The sequence below is a fragment of the Pantoea sp. SYBGC1 genome, from assembly GCF_057197005.1.
This window is the reverse complement of the sequence record NZ_JBXUNM010000008.1, coordinates 107,910-126,960: the sequence shown is the minus strand read 5'-3', so window position 1 is coordinate 126,960 and position 19,051 is coordinate 107,910. Positions and strand designations below refer to the sequence as shown.

At 56.8% G+C, this 19,051-nt stretch carries 14 protein-coding genes; 6 read left to right on the top strand and 8 right to left on the bottom strand.

Features of this window, described 5'->3' with window-relative positions; genetic code table 11:
- Positions 1–159 precede the first annotated feature (159 nt).
- Genes pstB through AC2CF9_RS14065 form a run of 3 tightly spaced genes read right to left on the bottom strand, consistent with a single transcriptional unit; the run spans position 160 to position 4,631 of the window.
- Positions 160–927, bottom strand: a complete 768-nt coding sequence (gene pstB, locus AC2CF9_RS14075) for a phosphate ABC transporter ATP-binding protein PstB (RefSeq protein WP_150018170.1) — start codon at positions 925–927, stop codon at positions 160–162.
- Between the two features lie 12 nt (positions 928–939).
- Positions 940–2,541 carry a phosphate ABC transporter permease PstA gene (gene pstA, locus AC2CF9_RS14070; RefSeq protein WP_484557287.1) on the bottom strand — a complete coding sequence of 534 codons (1,602 nt, stop codon included), beginning with the start codon at positions 2,539–2,541 and terminating at the stop codon, positions 940–942.
- Positions 2,538–4,631: an ABC transporter permease subunit gene (locus AC2CF9_RS14065; protein WP_484557286.1), complete on the bottom strand. Its 2,094-nt coding sequence runs from the start codon at positions 4,629–4,631 to the stop codon at positions 2,538–2,540. The genes pstA and AC2CF9_RS14065 overlap by 4 nt, the downstream gene beginning before the upstream one ends.
- Before the next feature lie 181 nt (positions 4,632–4,812).
- On the opposite strand from AC2CF9_RS14065, the gene ppk1 reads away from it, so the two are divergent.
- The 6 genes from ppk1 to AC2CF9_RS14035 all read left to right on the top strand — a co-directional run bounded on the left by ppk1 (position 4,813) and on the right by AC2CF9_RS14035 (position 11,112).
- Positions 4,813–6,873 carry a polyphosphate kinase 1 gene (ppk1, locus tag AC2CF9_RS14060; protein ID WP_484557285.1) on the top strand — a complete coding sequence of 687 codons (2,061 nt, stop codon included), beginning with the start codon at positions 4,813–4,815 and terminating at the stop codon, positions 6,871–6,873.
- Positions 6,874–6,878: 5 nt separating this feature from the next.
- A complete protein-coding gene (ppx, locus tag AC2CF9_RS14055; protein ID WP_150018167.1) occupies positions 6,879–8,402 on the top strand; it encodes an exopolyphosphatase in 1,524 nt (507 codons plus the stop codon).
- Positions 8,403–8,429: 27 nt separating this feature from the next.
- Positions 8,430–9,029: a tellurite resistance methyltransferase TehB gene (tehB, locus tag AC2CF9_RS14050; protein ID WP_150018166.1), complete on the top strand. Its 600-nt coding sequence runs from the start codon at positions 8,430–8,432 to the stop codon at positions 9,027–9,029.
- Positions 9,030–9,157: 128 nt separating this feature from the next.
- Positions 9,158–9,343, top strand: a complete 186-nt coding sequence (locus tag AC2CF9_RS14045; protein WP_039379573.1) for a YfgG family protein — start codon at positions 9,158–9,160, stop codon at positions 9,341–9,343.
- Positions 9,344–9,428: 85 nt separating this feature from the next.
- A complete protein-coding gene (gene mgtE / locus AC2CF9_RS14040) occupies positions 9,429–10,862 on the top strand; it encodes a magnesium transporter (protein WP_039379576.1) in 1,434 nt (477 codons plus the stop codon).
- 70 nt (positions 10,863–10,932) lie between these two features.
- Positions 10,933–11,112, top strand: coding sequence for a YodC family protein (locus AC2CF9_RS14035; protein WP_104085283.1), 180 nt, complete (start codon positions 10,933–10,935; stop codon positions 11,110–11,112).
- 32 nt (positions 11,113–11,144) lie between these two features.
- On the opposite strand, the gene AC2CF9_RS14030 is transcribed toward AC2CF9_RS14035, so the two are convergent.
- The 5 genes from AC2CF9_RS14030 to guaB form a co-directional block, all read right to left on the bottom strand.
- On the bottom strand, positions 11,145–11,921 hold the full coding sequence (locus tag AC2CF9_RS14030) for a DUF3750 domain-containing protein (RefSeq protein WP_484557284.1): 777 nt from the start codon (positions 11,919–11,921) through the stop codon (positions 11,145–11,147).
- Positions 11,922–12,297: 376 nt separating this feature from the next.
- Entirely contained in the window at positions 12,298–14,250 is a 1,953-nt protein-coding gene (locus AC2CF9_RS14025) for a DUF262 domain-containing protein (RefSeq protein WP_484557283.1), read from the bottom strand.
- Positions 14,247–15,527 (bottom strand): DUF262 domain-containing protein, encoded by a 1,281-nt coding sequence (locus AC2CF9_RS14020; protein ID WP_484557282.1) that lies wholly within the window; start codon positions 15,525–15,527, stop codon positions 14,247–14,249. The genes AC2CF9_RS14025 and AC2CF9_RS14020 overlap by 4 nt, the downstream gene beginning before the upstream one ends.
- Positions 15,528–15,900: 373 nt before the next feature.
- Positions 15,901–17,481 carry a glutamine-hydrolyzing GMP synthase gene (guaA, locus tag AC2CF9_RS14015; RefSeq protein WP_108569447.1) on the bottom strand — a complete coding sequence of 527 codons (1,581 nt, stop codon included), beginning with the start codon at positions 17,479–17,481 and terminating at the stop codon, positions 15,901–15,903.
- 72 nt (positions 17,482–17,553) lie between these two features.
- Positions 17,554–19,020 carry an IMP dehydrogenase gene (gene guaB, locus AC2CF9_RS14010; protein ID WP_071667901.1) on the bottom strand — a complete coding sequence of 489 codons (1,467 nt, stop codon included), beginning with the start codon at positions 19,018–19,020 and terminating at the stop codon, positions 17,554–17,556.
- Between the last annotated feature and the right edge of the window lie 31 nt (positions 19,021–19,051).

Genomic DNA, 19,051 nt, shown 5'->3' with positions numbered 1-19,051 from the left:
GCCCCTGGGTGAATTTACGTACGAAATGTGATGACGCCCGTACGATATCCCGCGGCCCGGGGCGCATGAATGCGCCCCCTACATTTATCCCCATCCCCCCGTAGGGGGCGCATTCATGCGCCCCTGGGTTAGAACGCGATGACGCCCCGGTAACCGGCGTTAACCAAACCGGCCGGTAATGTACTCTTCGGTGCGGCGTACACCGGGTGCGGTGAAAATCCGATCGGTTTCGCCGAACTCAATCAGCTGTCCCTGATGCATAAACGCGGTGTAATCCGACACGCGGGCCGCCTGCTGCATATTATGCGTCACCAGCACCAGCGTGAAATGCGCTTTCAGCGTGGTCATCAGCTCCTCAATGACCAGCGTTGAGATAGGGTCGAGCGCGGAGGTGGGCTCATCCAGCAGCAGCACCTCCGGCTCAATGGCAATTGCCCGGGCGATCACCAGCCGCTGCTGCTGACCGCTGGAGAGCGTCAGCGCGTTCTGCGACAGATGATCTTTCACCTCTCCCCAGAGCGCCGCCGCGCGCAGTGCGCGTTCGCACGCTTCATTTAAAACCCGGCGGTCGCGCACCCCCTGCAGACGCAGGCCATACACCACATTCTCATAGATCGATTTGGGAAACGGATTAGGGCGCTGGAACACCATGCCGATGCGCCGCCGCAGGGCAGGCAGATCCTGCCCTGCCTGCATTACCGGCAGCCGATCAAGCAGGATTTCGCCTTCGGTTCGGCAGCCGCTAATCATATCGTTCATACGGTTAAAACAGCGCAGCAGCGTGGATTTTCCGCAGCCGGATGGTCCAATCAGCGCCGTAATGCGGTTTTTCGGGATCTGCAGATCGATAGCGTTCAGCGCCTGGCGCTCGCCGTACCAGAGCGATAGCTTGTTTACGCTTAGCGCAATGTTTTCAGTGGACGTCATATTTCAACCTTGTTAGTGCGTCATCAGCCGGTAGCGTTCGCGCAGCCGGTGGCGCAGCACCATCGCCAGCAGATTCAGCGACAGAATAATCATGACCAGCAGCAGCGCAGTGGCATAAACCAGCGGCCTGTCGGCGTCGATGTTCGGGCTCTGAAAGGCCAGATCGTAAATCTGAAAGCCGAGGTGCATAAATTTGCGGTCAAGATGCAGATAAGGGAATACGGCGTCTACCGGCAGCTCCGGCACCATTTTGACCACGCCGACCAGCATCAGCGGCGCCGTCTCTCCCGCTGCGCGCGCCACCGCCAGAATCAGTCCGGTGAGCATCGCCGGCACCGCCAGCGGCAGTACCACCCGCCACAGCGTTTCCGCCTGCGTTGCTCCCAGCGCCAGCGATCCCTGACGCAGCGTATCGGGTATCCGTGACAACCCCTCTTCTGTCGCCACAATCACTACCGGCAGCGTCAGCAGTGCCAGCGTCAGCGACGCCCACAGCAGGCCCGGCGTACCAAAGGTCGGGTTCGGCAGCGCCCGGGAAAAGAAGAGCTGATCGAGCGTGCCGCCGATCAGCCAGACAAAAAAACCGAGACCAAATACGCCATAAACAATAGAGGGGACGCCCGCGAGATTTACCACGGCGATACGCACCAGCCGCGTCAGGGCGTGACGTCCGGCATACTCATGCAGCCAGACGGCAGCCACCACGCCGAGCGGCATAACGATGACCGACATCAGTACCACCATCAGCACCGTGCCAAAGATAGCCGGAAACGCGCCGCTCTCGCTGCCGCCAGCCGCCGGTGAGTCGCTGACAAACTGCCATACCTGCCGCAAAAAGTGCTGCGTTTTTTGCGGCAGGCTCATGTGATTGGGATACCAGGCCGCAACAATCTGCGCCAGCGGGATAGTATGTTCTGCACCCTGTGCGTCGCGCAGGATCAGCGTATCGCGCTGGCTCGCCTGCTGCAGATGCGCCAGCTGCTGAGCCAGCGCGCTGAAGCGACGATGCAGCGCCGCGCTGTTAGCATCAAACTCTGACTGCTGCTGCAGGCCAAAACGCTGCTCGCGCTGCTGCTCATCCGCCTGCTGCTGCAGATTTTCCAGCTGCGCATTGAGCCGCGCCATATCGATACGGCGAATATCCTCTGCCTGGCGCAGCAGCTCCTGTACCTGCTGCAGGCGCTGCTGCAGCAGCGCATCACGGTTGTGTGCGGTGAGCGTCTCGTTGTCTTCCCGCAGCGCCACCAGCCAGCCGTACGCGTTACCGCCGTTGCGCCGTTGCAGCACCAGCACGTCACGCGGCTGTTCCGCGAGCGCGGGTCCGGCGCTGTAAATGACGCGGAAATCGGGGGCGGCAATATCGCGGTTGCCGGTTTTTACCAGGTAACGCCATCCGCTACTCTGCCGCTCTGCCTGCAGCGTCTCGCCCAGCAGCGTAACCGGCGACGCGCCGGGAGCCTGAAACTGATAGCGATCCACCGGCTGCGGCCAGAATGCGCGCACGCCCTGCCAGCCAAGCAGGCCAATCAGCAGCGTAAATGCCAGTAAACAGGCCGCCACCGCACCCGCCGTCAGCCAGCGCCAGCGATCGTTCTGACGATGTGCGTTTTTCATCCCTGTCCCTCATGCTGGCCATAACGCCGGCGCAGCCGCTGGCGGATCACTTCTGCTACCGTGTTGATAACCAGCGTAAACAGCAGCAGCAGCAGCGCGCTGAGAAACAGGATGCGGTAGTGCGCACTGCCCGCTGCCGCCTCCGGCATCTCTATCGCAATATTCGCTGACAGCGCGCGCAGCCCGGCAAACAGCCCGCCTTCGCTCACCGGCGTGTTGCCGGTGGCCATCAGCACGATCATCGTCTCGCCCACCGCCCGGCCAAAACCGATCATCAGTGCGGCAAAAATTCCGGCAGAAGCGCCGGGCAGCACGACCCGCGTCAGGGTCTGCCACGGCGTGGCGCCCAGCGCCAGCGATCCCTGTCCGAGCGCCCCCGGCACGCTGAACAGCGCATCTTCTGCCAGGGTAAATATCAGCGGCACCAGCGCAAACCCCATTGCCACTGCGGCAACCAGCAGATTGCGCTGTTCGTAGTGGATAAGCTGTTCACCGCCGTCCGGCCAGAGCCGGGCTGCCAGCCATAGCGTCAGCAGCGTGACCAGCAGCAGCAGCGGCAGAAGCAACAGCACCTCGACGCCCGGACGCCGCCAGCGCGCCGGCAGACGCGGGCTCAGCACGCCGCACAGCAGTAGCGTAGCGGCCAGGATCCCCGGCAGCAGCAGCACGCCCGCCAGCGCATGGCTGATATGCGGCGCCATCCAGATACCGGCAATCAGGCCGATCACCACGCTCGGCAACGCGCCCATCATCTCAATGCCGGGCTTAACCCAGCGCCGCAGTCCCGGCGACATAAACCAGGCGGTGTAGATAGCGGCAGCCAGCGCCAGCGGCGTGGCAAACAGCAGCGCCAGCGCGGCGGCCTTGAGGGTACCGATAACCAGCGGAACCAGGCTGAACTTCGCCTGATAGCTGTCACCGGCAGCGGTGGATTGCCACACCCAGTCGGCGTGCGGATAATTTTCATACCAGATTTTCTGCCACAGGCTACGCCAGGTGACATCAGGCCACGGGTTATCAATCCGGAACTGCTGCCAGCGCCCGGCGCGCTCCACGATCACGCCGTCGCCGCGCGGCGAAAAAGCGACCGCCTGTATGCCCGGCGTCAGCTGACGCGTGAGGATCGGGCCTGACTGTTTGCTGGCAAACAGGCTGAGTACGCCCTGCGCATCCCAGCTGGCAAATACCCGGCGCTGTGACTCTGTCGCCACGCCCTGCGCCCCCTGCGAGCCGTGCCAGGTTTTGATTTTTTGCAGGCGCGGACCGCGCTCGCCGGTAATGGCAAACCACTGGCTGACACCGCGATCGTCTCTGATCAGCAGCGTCCGGCCACCCGCCAGCATATGCAGGCTCGCAACCGGCTGCGTCAGCGCCTGCGTTTCGCGCAGCTGCGCGCCCTCAGCGCTAATCTGCCACACCTGCAGCTGGCGTTCACGGCTGGTAAAGAGCTGCGTGCCGTCAGGCGACAGCAGCAGCTGGTCGGCATGCTGCTGCGGCAGCATAATCTGACTGACAGGCTGCTGACTGGCCAGCGTCAGCACGCTGATCCCCGACGGCGTCTGTGCAGCAATACGCCACTGCCCGTCGCCGATGTGCGCCAGCGCCATCTGGCTGACGGCACCCTGCGGCAGGCGCAGCGGCCGATCGCCCAGCGGAAAATACCACTCGCCGCGATCGTGCTCTATCCGCGGCTGCATCAACAGCAGTGCGCCCTGCACGTTAAGCAACACGGCATCAGCCGCGCTGCTGGTCACGGCGGCCTGCGGCGCGTCCGAAAGCGCCAGCGCCGGTCCGGCGGGGTCGCCGTTAAGCGGAATAAAGCGCGCTTCATGACGGCTGATGCGCCAGCCCAGCGTGCCGCTGCTGCCCAGCGCCAGCGCCGGCGTTTTATCCCACAGCTGCTGGCTGAGCGCAGGCTGAAGCTGTGGCGCGCTGAACAGAGGCAGGACTACCCAGATAAGCCAGAAGAACAGCAGCAGCATCAGCAGCAATATTCCTGCGCCGCACGCCGTCACCATGCGCCGCACGAAGCGATCGATGGCGCGCCGGCGACGGTCGTTAAATTCAACAGGAATATGGTTTATGCTCATGCCGGTCAGGGATTCAGATTAGAGAGTCGCTATGTTGCCCGTAGCGGATTGATAAGACAACTGTTGCGGTTGGACAAGCCTGCCATACTCTAGCAATAATGGTGAAGGAGACTGAGCGGAGCCGCACCACTGCGCGCCTTGCGCCGGACATATCGTCCCGCCACAGCATCACGGAGTCAGAATGGGTCAGGAAAAGCTGTATATAGAAAAAGAAATAAGCTGGTTATCCTTTAATGAACGTGTGCTGCAGGAAGCGGCGGATAAAAGTAACCCGCTGATTGAGCGCATGCGGTTTTTAGGGATCTATTCCAATAACCTTGAAGAGTTCTACAAGGTGCGCTTTGCCGATCTGAAGCGGCGCATTCTGATCAGCGAAGAGCAGGGTAAACCCACTCCCCTGCGGCATCTGCTGAAAAAGATCCAGCAGCGGGTACTGAAGTCCGATCAGGAGTTTGACGCGCTCTATAATGAACTGCTGCTGGAGATGGCGCGCAACCAGATTTTCCTGATCAACGAACGCCAGCTCTCACCCAATCAGCAGGAGTGGCTGCGCCACTATTTCAAACATCAGCTGCGTCAGCACGTTACGCCGATCCTGATCAACCATGACACCGATCTGATTGAGTTTCTTAAGGATGACTACACCTATCTGGCGGTGGAGATCATTCGCGGCGAGGATATCCGCTATGCGCTGCTGGAGATCCCGTCAGACAAAGTGCCGCGTTTTATCAACCTGCCGGCCGAGTCACCGCGCCGTCGCAAGCCGATGATCCTGCTGGATAACATTCTGCGCTACTGCCTGGATGAGATTTTTAAAGGCTTCTTTGACTACGATGCGCTGAACGCCTACTCCATGAAAATGACGCGCGATGCCGAATATGACCTGGTCACGGAGATGGAGTCGAGCCTGCTGGAGCTGATGTCCTCCAGCCTGAAGCAGCGTCTTACTGCCGAACCGGTGCGCTTTGTCTACCAGCGCGATATGCCCGATGCCATGGTGGAGATGCTGCGCCACAAGCTCTCTATCTCTAACTATGACTCCATTGTGCCAGGCGGCCGCTACCATAACTTCAAAGATTTTATCGGCTTTCCCAACGTCGGCAAAAGTAACCTGGTCAACCGGCCGCTGCCGCAGATCCGCCACATCGGCTTTGATGGCTTCCGCAATGGCTTTGACGCCATCCGCGATCGCGACGTGCTGCTCTACTACCCCTATCACACCTTTGAGCATGTGCTGGAGCTGCTGCGTCAGGCGTCGTTCGATCCCAGCGTGCTGGCGATTAAAATCAATATCTATCGCGTAGCCAAACACTCCCGCATTATGGATGCGATGATCCACGCGGCGCATAACGGCAAAAAAGTGACGGTGGTGGTTGAGCTGCAGGCGCGCTTTGATGAAGAGGCGAATATTCACTGGGCCAAGCGGCTGACTGAGGCGGGCGTGCACGTTATTTTCTCTGCGCCTGGTCTGAAAATTCACGCCAAGCTGTTTCTGATTTCCCGCCGCGAAGGTGAAGAGGTGGTGCGCTATGCGCATATCGGCACCGGCAACTTTAACGAGAAGACCGCGCGCCTGTATACCGACTACTCTCTGCTGACCGCTGACGCACGCATCACGAACGAAGTCCGCCGCGTATTTAACTTCATTGAGAACCCCTATCGCCCGGTTACCTTTGAACATCTGATGGTATCGCCGCAGAATTCGCGGGCCGTACTCTATCAGCTGATCGATAACGAGATCGCCAATGCGCAGCAGAGCAAGCCGTGCGGGATAACCCTTAAAATCAATAACCTGGTAGACAATGGCCTGGTCGACAGGCTCTATGCAGCCTCGTCAGCCGGGGTGAAAATAAACCTGCTGGTGCGCGGTATGTGCTCGCTGATCCCGGACCTGCCAGGCATCAGCGAAAATATTCGCATCACCAGCATTGTTGATCGTTATCTTGAGCACGACCGGGTGTATATTTTTGAAAATGGCGGTGAGAAAAAGGTGTTTCTCTCTTCGGCTGATTGGATGACGCGCAACATCGATTACCGCATTGAGGTCGCCGTGGCGGTGCTCGATCCGCGTCTTAAACAGCGGATTCTGGATATTATCGCCATTCTGTTAAGTGATACGGTGAAAGCACGTATCGTAGACAAAGAGCTGAGTAACCGTTATGTTCCGCGCGGCAATCGCAGGAAAGTGCGCTCGCAGCTGGCGATTTACGATTACATCAAGAGACTGGAACAACCCGAATAACGCCTATGCCAATTACTCCGAAGAGTACGCCGAAGCCGCAGGAATTTGCGGCCATCGATCTCGGCTCAAACAGTTTTCATATGGTGATCGCCCGCGTGGTGGATGGCGCCATGCAGGTTCTGGGACGCCTCAAGCAGCGGGTGCACCTGGCTGACGGGCTGGACGCGCAGAACCGGCTGAGCGAAGAGGCGATAGTGCGCGGCCTGAGCTGCCTGGCCCTGTTCGCTGAGCGACTGCAGGGCTTTAGCGCCGCCAACGTGACCATTGTCGGCACGCACACGCTGCGCATCGCGACCAATGCCGAAGAGTTTTTGCAGCGCGCCGCAGAGGTGATTCCCTATCCGATTGAGGTGATCTCCGGTAACGAAGAGGCGCGCCTGATCTTTATGGGCGTTGAGCACACTCAGCCAGAAAAAGGGCGCAAGCTGGTTATCGATATCGGCGGCGGGTCAACCGAGCTGGTGATCGGCGAGGATTTTGAGCCGCAGCTGGTTGAGAGCCGCCGCATGGGCTGCGTCAGCTTCGCTAACCTCTATTTTCCGAAAGGCGAAATCAGCCAGGATAATTTCCGCCGCGCCCGCCTCGCCGCTACGCACAAGCTGGAGACGCTGGCGTGGCAGTATCGCCTGCACGGCTGGCAATATGCGCTGGGCGCCTCCGGCAGCATCAAAGCCGCCTGTGAAGTGCTGCTGGCAATGGGCGAGAAAGAGAAGCGCGTGACGCCTGACAATCTCGATATGCTGGTCGGTGAAGTGCTGAAGCATAAATCCTTTGACGCGCTGAGCCTGCCGGGCTTATCTGAAGAGCGCAAAGCGGTGTTTGTGCCTGGCCTTGCGATTCTGTGCGGCGTCTTTGACGCACTGGCGATCCGCGAACTGCGCCTCTCTGACGGCGCGCTGCGCGAAGGCGTACTCTATGAGATGGAGGGCCGTTTCCGCCATCAGGATATCCGCAGCCGCACCGCACAGAGTCTGGCGAACCACTATGCGATCGACAGCGATCAGGCGCGCCGCGTGCTGGAAACGACAGAGCAGCTCTATCTGCAGTGGCAGGAGCAGAATCCGAAACAGGCGAACCCGCAGCTGACCGCTCTGCTGAAATGGGCGGCGCTGCTGCATGAGGTCGGGCTGACCATTAATCACAGCGGTATGCAGCGGCACTCCGCCTATATCCTGCAGCACTCCAATATGCCTGGCTTTAATCAGGATCAACAGATGCTGATCGCCACGCTGGTACGCTTTCATCGTAAAGCGGTGAAGCAGGATGAGATCCCGCGCTTTACCCTGTTCAAGAAAAAGCAGGTGCTGCCGATGATTTTTCTGCTGCGCCTCGGCACGCTGCTGAATAACCAGCGTCAGGCGACCACGCGCCCCGATGCACTGAAGCTCTCAACGGACGATGGTCACTGGACGCTCACCTTCCCGGCCGGTTTTCTCAGCCAGAATACGCTGGTGCAGCTCGATCTGGAGCGCGAGCAGGCGTACTGGAGCGATGTGACCGGCTGGAAACTGCTGCTGGAAGAGGAGTAACGCGGGCCGTCCGCCCGCTGTCTGACAATGACAATACGCCCTGATAACTGGTTTACAGAAAAATATGATTTATCGCCGGTGCACTCTGAAGTGCGCGCGGCGCTGCCGAAGCTGACGCCGGGCAACGCGCTGGATCTCGGCTGTGGTAAAGGCCGCAACAGCCTTTATCTCAGCCAGCACGGCTTTAACGTCACCGCCTGGGACGCTAATCCGGCAAGCCTTGACTATCTGAATACGATTATTGCTGCCGAACAGCTGCCGAATATTCAGACGGCGCTGTGCGATCTCAACCAGCTGCGCTTCAACGGCAGCTATCAGTTTGTGCTCTCGACGGTGGTGATGATGTTTCTGCAGCCGGAGACGATCCCGCAGCTGATTGCCGATATGCAGGCCAGTACGCAGAAGTATGGCTACAACCTGATTGTGGCGGCGATGAGCACCGCTGACTACCCCAATACGCAGGCGTTTCCGTTTACCTTTAAATCGGGCGAGCTGAGCCACTACTACCGCAACTGGCACATCGTAAAATATAATGAGGATGTCGGCGAACTGCACCGTCGTGACGCTGACGGTAACCGTATCAAATGTCAGTTTGCTACTTTGCTGGCGCAAAAGGCGAGCTACTGAAGCAGAGCACGGTTCGCGGCGCCTGATGCATCGCTTCCGTGCTTATTTTTCATACAGCGATTGACCCCGCCCGGCAACTGTGACTAAATATTGCTATCGCCCTGAAGGGTATCAACAGGAACACCCGCGTGAACAGCGCCCTATCACCACGAAGACGTCCCAAAACCGGCACCATGACCCGCATCGTTTTGCTGATCAGCTTTTTTATTCTGGCTGGTCGCCTGATCTTTATCATTCCCGGTGCCATTGAGCATCATCAGCAGAAAAAGACCCTGCCGGAACCGGCAACGCTGAGCAGCAGCGAGACACGCTAACGCTGTAACTGGCGCCTTTGTTCTGCCCGTTCTGGCGGTAACACGCTACACTTTGTGCTGACTTTACAGACACAAAGGACGCGTTATGTCTGCCTCGCACGCACAACAACTAACCGAATCCCGCCAGCGCATTCTTTCACTGCTGCTGAGCAAACAGGACTTAGTGGATGTCCTGCTGGATAAATCCGTCGATCTCAACGCGGCAGAACTGCGCGAAGTAGCCGCCTGGCGCCAGCAGCTGGAGCAGGAGCTGGCCCCGCTGCACGCCGCCGACCTCGCTGATATTCTGGAAGCGCTGCCGGAAGAGGAGCGCCGGGCGCTCTGGCAGCTGGTGCCCTCTGAACAGCGTGGTCGCGTGCTGGTTGAAGCCTCAGAGACCGTCTGGGAGAGCCTCACCGAGGGCATGAGCGACCGCGAGATCCTGCGCGCGATTGAACCGCTGGATATCGACGATCAGGTTTATCTGGCGCGCTATCTGTCGCGCGATCTCACCGGCCGCCTGCTGACCACGCTGGAGCCGCAGCTGCGCGCGCGCCTGCTCGATGTGATTGAGCTCGACCGCGACCGCGTAGGCCGCATTATGGATTTCAATATTCTCACCGTGCGCGCCGACGTCACCCTTGCCACGGTGCAGCGCTTTCTGCGCAAGCGCAGCAGTATGCCCAACGGCACCGATAAAATCTTTATCACCAATGCGCAAAACCAGCTGCTCGGCGAGCTGCCGCTGACCGATATTCTGCTCAATAAGCCCAAAACGCTGGTCGCAGATGTGATGAATCCCCGCCCCACTACGTTTCAGCTCAATGACAACGCCGAGGATGCCGCCAGCGCCTTTGAGCGCTATAACCTGATCTCTGCCGCCGTTACCGACGCCAAAGGCAAACTGATTGGCCGTATTACCGTTGAGGATGTGATCGATCTGGTTAACCAGGAGAATGAGAGCAACATCCGTAAAATGGGCGGGATCAGCCAGGAGGAGGATGTGTTTGCGCCGGTGCGTAAAGCGGTGAGCAAGCGCTGGACGTGGCTGGCGATTAACCTCTGCACCGCGTTTATCGCCTCGCGCGTCATCGGCCTGTTTGAAGCCACGATTTCACAGCTGGTGGCGCTCGCGACCCTGATGCCGATCGTGGCGGGCATTGGCGGCAATACCGGCAACCAGACCATTACCATGATTGTACGCGCGCTGGCGCTGCATCAGGTGGAGCCTGGCAACTTCTCCTTTCTGATTGGTCGCGAGCTGGGCGTGGCGCTGATCAACGGCCTGTTCTGGGGCGGCATTATGGGCGGCATCACCTGGCTGATGTATGACAATATTCAGCTTGGCGGCGTGATGATGCTGGCGATGGTGCTGAACCTGCTGCTGGCGGCGCTGATGGGCGTGCTTATTCCGCTGATCATGACCAAAATGAAGCGCGATCCGGCGGTGGGGTCCAGCGTGCTGATTACCGCGCTTACCGACACCGGCGGCTTCTTTATCTTTCTCGGTCTGGCCACGCTGTTTTTACTGCCGCACTGAGGCATGACAGCTGCGCCTTTATACTGGCGCAGCTACACTCACTCATACTCTTATCCGATGGAGATACAGCATGTTTAACGCAGGCGATTTTGTGCAGTCGAAAACCGGTGGTCCTAAAATGCAGGTGCTGCGTGCAGAGGGCGATATGCTCTGGTGCGCCCGTATCGACGACCCGCTGAAAAAAGAGATTGAGATTAGAGCAGACAGCGTCAATCTCTATCATGAAGAGGGCGACTTCGGCGTCTGCTGAGTGCCCGGCGCGCCGCAATTCGCGGCGCCCCGTCAGGGATTATCCTTCTGCACGTTATCCCGCCCGATACCGCCAATAAACGGCAGCCGCAGGCGCAGCGGCGTGAAATCCACGCCCAGATTAAGCCCCAGCAGGTTCATCTCAACCCCCTCTTCCGCACCGACCGTCACGCCCAGTACGCCCAGCAGCGACAGCTGCAGGCCGCGCCCCGATGGCGGCAGCCCTATCGGGTGCAGCAGCGAGCGGTAATCCTTACCAACCGCATTTGCCGGCAGGTCGAGCTTCAGCGCCGGCACTTGGCGACCAATATGCGCCAGAAAGGTATTGCTGTTTGGCCCCGGCCAGGCGCGATAGGTGGCGGGCCACGGGTAAGAGCGGATTGCCGCCTCAATCTGCGGGATCATCGCCTGCGCTGCCGCCCCGCGGTGATCCACCAGCAGACGCGGACGGGCGCCATACCAGTAGCCATCCGGCAGGTTGCGGTTACGCCGCACCTTGTCACCGCTGCCCCAGCTGATCACCTCATAGCGGTTATATTGCGTTTCGCCGGCGCGCTTAAAGATGATCCACGGATGCACCGCCACCGCGCCTTTCCAGCCGTAAGTAGGTGCCGCATAGACCTGCACCACCGCCTCGCTGGCGTAGCGCTGCGGATCGGGTGCGAGTCCGGCGGAGTCGCGCCGCGCGGTGGCCCAGCCGCCCTGCCCGGTCTGCAGGTCGCCGCTGCGCGTCGCCTGCGCCAGGCTCGCCGCCAGCGACAGGATCACGGCGCAAAGAAAAGTCAGCAGGATAAGTTTCACAGGCAGCATTCAGGGTGTCCGGGCAGAGAAAGAGTGCGTCATTATGCAGCAAAACGGCGTCTGTTTATTCACCAACTATGCGCTGGCACGCGACGCGCCGGCAAACACATCATCGTGTGCTGTCGCTGTGTTTCAGCCATAAAAAAGCCCGCACGCGGCGGGCTTTATGTCAGGAGGGGGTTATTCCCACTCTATGGTAAACGCCATCTTAAAAAAATATAAAATCAATGACATAGTATTTAATTTCCATATCAATACCCCACAAAATATTATGGCAAGAAAACCTGAGTGCTGTACTAATCGCGTCGCCCGATGCAAAACGCTTTTAGACTGACAACTTGCACTCCGCGAGGGAGATTCGTCCAAAAGCGGTTATTCAAAGAAGTCAAAGCCCCAGGTAGGATTCTCCGCTTGCCTCCACCAGACTTACATCATCACGAAGCAATGTCACCATCTCTTCATGATGCGCTGTTATCTGCTGATCGTCCCAGCTTGTATCTCGAGTGATTTCCGCCATTCTCTTGAGCTTGGGACTTTGACGTTCAATCGTATCCTTGAAGTTTTCGGCCTTCGCTCCGGGAAGGCTATTGCTGAATTTTGAGTTCGCGCTGACGCTTACGAGCGCGAGATTGCCAAGCAGGTTAAGGCTAGAACCTGAAACAACCGCGCCTGACTGTTCTTTGTCCGGATGCTGTGGATAAAAGTGCTCAATGGAAGTTCTGAACTGAAATTTGAAATCTCGTTTTGAGGAATCGCTCAACAGAAGATAGTCGAGATACGAAAAGACGATACGGCTAATACCAAACCCTTGTGGTTGCTTATCTTCCTCAAAGGGGAATGCCTCTTTGACCTTGCTGCGGGCATACCCCCTCAACAAATCGGCAAGATCCGCATGTTTCGCGTTTTGAGGGGCTTTAACGGATAGCCAGCGAAGAACTTTGGTAATCCAGTGCATCGTTCGCGGAGAGGTGTAGGTAATCCGAAGCATGGACTGAAGTAGCAACACATCTCGGGTATATGGGTCAGCACCGCCGTCCTCCTCTACGTTTCCATTGCTGGTCGAGAAAACATGGATGTACGTCGGAGTTAACTTCTTGTCCGCGCCGCCTTTCTTCAATCGCTGGAGAGACCAATCGCCATCGTCACCAATGTTCGCTGTGAATTGACGCTTCAGGATGAAGCCATCGAAGAGATTGCGGCACTTGAGAAGCATGAATGCAAAGCTACGCACCCAATCGGCTTTAGCATCGGGTACATTCTTTACAGCGTCGTCAAATGACTTGATGAGGCGCTTGTCGTCAAGCTGGCCTTCGTCTTCGACCTCATCGCTTTTCATGATTCTTAGAACGTGTAGCAGAAAGGCTGGAAACTCAATAGTCGAACGAAACCGCTCGTTGCCCTCGTCTTCAGTTGAATTTGACTCGATCTCTTTAGCGTATTTTGACAACGCCTCATCCAGGGACAACGATACTCCTTCGGAGGATTGCCTTGATGAATTGTTGCTGGATTGCGGACAACTTTCCATTAGCGACGCGAAGCTGGTCACCTCCAGCCAGGACCATTCATCGCCAAATACTTTGTTTCGCAAACTGGTGTCACCACGGGTCAGAGACATCTGGACATAAGAATCCATGTCAGCACAGGCATCCCAAATCCACGCGAAGCATTCGCGTTCAGATTGATTGGGCAGTTTGCTCATCAGGCGAGCCTTAACAATATCAACCTGCCTGAGTTGCTGCCCACGAGTGTTCATGATCTCGAAGTAGCGATTGAGGTCGGTATTGAGTGGCAGCGAGGCACGGACAACAGTCACCTTCGTTAGCAAGAAATCGGAGAATTTTTTGCGTGAGCGATTAAGGGCTTCATTTTGTTTGAAGAACTGATTGATGATGCTGTAGCCTTCATGAATGCCAGCATCTGCATTATTTATGGAGTACTGCGGTCGGACATGTTCCTTAGCCGCCTCCTGTGCTACTCGCCGCAGGGCTTCCGTTGCCCGTGCGCGCGACTCATATTGCAAATGGCCTGCATGGCCAACCGACGGCTTCTCACCCTCACCGTCCTGCTCCAAGAAGGTCAGAAGCAAATAGAGGGTTGTAAGTCTTTGTTGTCCATCTATGACCTCGAACTCATCTTCTCTACCCCGCTTGATTACAACAAGGTTCCCAAGAAAATAGCCGTCCTGACCTCCAATTACCGAGTCGTGAATATCGCTGATAAGTTGCTCAATTTGTTCGGCACGCCAAGCATAGTTCCGTTGATAAACAGGAATCAGATAATTGTCCGTGAATAGCTTGCCTACTGTTAGCAGTTCAGGTTTCAACTCCTTTTTACTCATTGCAGCCCCTTGATAAAAATAACGAGTTCCTTTTCGTGGTTGGTGTTGTATGGCTGACTTGCTATTGGAAGTTTGCGGACAACACTTCCATTCATCGCGTTGCGTAGCAAAACAAAAGGCGATTTATTTGCATCGTTTTTACCTCGCGCTCGGTTGTCAGCAGATACAAATTGCACACGAAGTAACTCGACTCGCAAGGCATATGCCCATGCGAATAACCTATTTCGCACTTCATCCACATCTTCATCGCCAAACTTGTTTGTATAGCAAAGCAGCGCGGCAATGAACAATTCGTACACGTAGCGGTAGCGACTTTGAGATGGGCCAAAGTTTTTGAAACCTTTGTCGATAACCTCTTTTTCCAGTATCTTCAATTCGTCAAGCATGAATGTCACCATCTCGAAAAATGAGCGCCCAGCGATTATTGGTGCATCAAGCTGAAAGCGGCTACGACCGGCATTTCGTGCATCATGTGTAGAGGGCTCCGCCCATGCACTTAGAAGTGGCATAGCGGCTTGTGCTGCAAGGTGATATCGCTGATTTGGCGAAAATGATCTGTGGGATCGTGATGAAATCCCCTTGAACATGCCGATGTCCCGAATAGCAAATTCGAGCGAGCTTTCGCCTCGTGACCACTTGGATATCCGGTATAAAAAAGTAGAAAAAAGCCTGTCCAGATCCTCGTCTTTTACGGCTTCCCAAGCCTCAACGACAGCCACTTTCATAGCAGCGGACTCATCATGCATTTCGCGCAGGTGATGTGCTTTTAGCAAGTCGTGAGGGGCAAGCGGTTTGCCGCGATAGTTCTGGGAATCAAAGACACGAAATGCCTCATCAATATCGTCCGTCACAATACGCACCAATTGACATTTGTGGCGGATAAAATCCAAAAATTCTTTTTTATCTTCCAACTGCGACAGGCGTTTTTGAAGCTCCATCCAAACCAGGGAGACAGGGGTTTCGCTGTTACCAGACACCGAAATCTGATGATTTATCGGATCTAAGGCCGCAAGAATCATTCGCAAAGTTAGCAGACGTTGCTGTCCGTCGACTACATTAAGATACTCACCATCATCGTGAAGAATGATCGCACCCAAAACATAGGGAATATCATTTCGTTCGGTATCTCGAAGAGCCTCGCTGAGATCATCCACCAGTTGTAGAGCGGTCGATACTTCCCAACTGTATGGGCGTTGATAGTTTGGTATTCGAAGGCCTTGCTTGAGTAGTTCATCCACGGTGACTGCACTAACACCGTATTCTCCGTTAATCGCCATTGCTGTCCTGTTATTAAATCTTTTCTAATTTCTTAGCATGTTTTCCGCAAACTTTATTCACCCGTATGGAGACTTCGATTCCGAGCGGCGGCTGTTTTATTCACAATTTCGATTACGAGGTGCTCCTCTGCCGCATATTTAACGATCTGGATGTTTGGGTCGAGAGAACGGTTCTGACCAAAAGCGGGCATTGATGGCATCTACAATGCACCCGATTGTCGATACCATGGTATTTGCTGATACGGTCACTTGATATTTGCTATATCTTCGATTCAGCGTCGGCCTTATATCATGAAAAATGCCATTGATAATGCAGTCAATATCATCAATGGCATTCACTAAATCAATTAAAAAAATAAATTAAATAATAGTCTCATTCCCACTCAATCGTCGCCGGTGGCTTACCGGAGATGTCATACACCACGCGGGAGATGCCGTTGACTTCATTGATGATGCGGTTGGAGACGCGGCCAAGGAAATCGTATGGCAGATGCGCCCAGTGTGCGGTCATAAAGTCGATGGTTTCCACCGCGCGCAGTGAGACGACCCAGTCATACTTACGGCCGTCGCCCATTACGCCAACGGAACGCACCGGCAGGAACACGGTAAACGCCTGGCTCACTTTATTGTAGAGATCCGCTTTACGCAGCTCCTCAATAAAGATGGCGTCGGCGCGGCGCAGCAGATCGCAATACTCTTTCTTCACTTCGCCCAGCACGCGCACGCCGAGACCGGGTCCCGGAAACGGATGACGATAGAGCATGTCATATGGCAGGCCCAGCTCAAGACCGATCTTGCGCACTTCATCTTTGAACAGCTCTTTCAGCGGCTCAACCAGGCCCATCTTCATCTCTTTCGGCAGGCCACCCACGTTATGGTGCGATTTGATGACGTGCGCTTTACCGGTGGCAGAAGCGGCGGACTCAATTACGTCCGGATAGATGGTGCCCTGCGCCAGCCACTTCACTTCGGTCAGCTTCAGCGCTTCTTCATCGAACACTTCAACAAACACGCGGCCGATGATTTTACGCTTGGCTTCCGGATCGTTTTCACCCGCCAGCGCATCGAGGAAGCGCGCTTCCGCCGGTACGTGGACAATGTTCAGACCGAAATGGTCGCCAAACATATCCATCACCTGCTCCGCTTCATTCAGGCGCAGCAGACCGTTATCAACAAATACGCAGGTCAGGCGATCGCCAATGGCGCGGTGCAGCAGCATCGCGGTCACCGAGGAGTCAACGCCGCCGGAGAGGCCGAGGATCACGCGGTCGCTGCCTACCTGCTGGCGGATACGCTCAACGGCGTCTTCAATGATTTTCGCCGGCGTCCAGAGCGCTTCACAGCCGCAGATATCGCGGATAAAGCGCTCCAGCATGCGCAGTCCCTGACGGGTGTGCGTCACTTCCGGATGGAACTGCACGCCGTAAAATTTCTTCTCTTCATTCGCCATGATGGCAAACGGACAGGTTTCAGTGCTGGCGACGGTGACGAAGTCAGCCGGGATTGCGGTGACTTTATCGCCGTGGCTCATCCAGACATCCAGCAGCGGCTTGCCGGCGGCGCTGATCGCATCTTCGATATCACGCACCAGCGCGCTCTGCGTGGTGACTTCCACCTGCGCATAGCCAAACTCGCGCTCATTTGAGCCTTCAACCTTGCCGCCCAGCTGCATCGCCATGGTCTGCATGCCGTAGCAGACGCCCAGTACCGGCACACCAGCGTTAAAGACGTACTCAGGCGCACGCGGGCTGTCCAGCTCGGTGGTGCTCTCAGGGCCACCTGACAGGATAATTCCGTTCGGGTTAAACGCACGGATTTGCTCTTCGGTGACATCCCACGCCCAGAGTTCGCAGTAGACGCCCAGCTCACGCACGCGGCGCGCAACCAGCTGCGTATACTGCGAACCAAAATCGAGGATCAGGATACGATGTTTATGAATATTTTCAGTCGTCATTGAGGCATTTCCAGTGGGATGGACTTAACAATAAAAGCGCCCGGCCAGAGCCGGGCGGGAAATCTTCAGGGATCAGGAACCCATGCGGTAGTTCGGTGACTCTTTGGTGATGGTCACATCGTGCACGTGACTCTCATTGATGCCGGCGCCGCTGATGCGGACAAACTCCGCTTTGGTGCGCAGGTCATCAATGGTCGGGCAGCCGGTCAGACCCATGCAGGAGCGCAGGCCACCCATCTGCTGATGGACGATCTCTTTCAGACGGCCTTTATAGGCAACGCGGCCTTCGATACCTTCCGGCACCAGCTTATCTGCGGCGTTGTCGGTCTGGAAGTAACGGTCAGAAGAGCCTTTGGACATTGCGCCGAGCGAGCCCATGCCGCGGTACGATTTGAATGCGCGCCCCTGATAGAGTTCGATCTCGCCCGGAGACTCTTCGGTGCCGGCCAGCATAGAGCCAACCATCACTGCGGCTGCGCCTGCAGCGATCGCTTTAGCGATATCGCCGGAGAAGCGGATACCGCCATCTGCCACGACCGGAATACCGGTGCCTTCCAGCGCCGCAACGGCGTCAGAAACAGCGGTGATCTGCGGAACGCCCACGCCGGTGACGATACGGGTGGTGCAGATAGAGCCGGGACCGATACCTACTTTCACCGCGCTAACGCCCGCTTCAGCCAGCGCCAGGGCACCGGCGCCGGTGGCAACGTTGCCGCCAATGATTTCAAGGTCGGGGTATTTAGCGCGGGTTTCACGAATGCGCTGCAGTACGCCTTCAGAGTGGCCGTGTGAAGAGTCAATCAGCAGCACATCAACGCCCGCGGCAACCAGCGCATCCACGCGCTCTTCGTTACCGGCGCCGGCACCCACCGCCGCACCTACACGCAGACGACCCTGCGCATCTTTACAGGCGTTGGGTTTACGTTCAGCTTTCTGGAAATCTTTTACGGTAATCATGCCCAGCAGGTGGAAGCTCTCATCCACCACCAGCGCTTTTTCAACGCGCTTTTCATGCATCCTCTGCAGCACCACTTCGCGCGCCTCCCCCTCTTTTACCGTAACCAGACGCTCTTTCGGCGTCATGACCGCGGTAACCGGCAGCGTCAGATCGGTTACAAAGCGCACATCGCGACCGGTGATGATCCCCACCAGCTCGTTACCGGCGTTGACGACCGGATAGCCGGCGAAGCCGTTGCGATCGGTAAGCTCTTTCACTTCCGCCAGCGTCGTGGTTGGCAGCACGGTCTGCGGCTCTGTTACCACGCCACTCTCATGCTTTTTCACCTTACGCACTTCATCAGCCTGACGCTCAATCGACATATTTTTATGAATAAAGCCGAGGCCGCCTTCCTGTGCCAGCGCGATCGCCAGACCCGCTTCGGTCACGGTATCCATCGCCGCAGAGAGCATAGGAATGTTCAGACGGATGTTTTTGGTCAGTTGGGTGCTGAGGTCAGCGGTGTTGGGCAATACAGTGGAGTGAGCGGGAACGAGCAGGACGTCGTCAAATGTGAGGGCTTCTTTCGCGATTCTTAGCATTGCAATATCTCCACCTGGGGGCGTTGAAAAC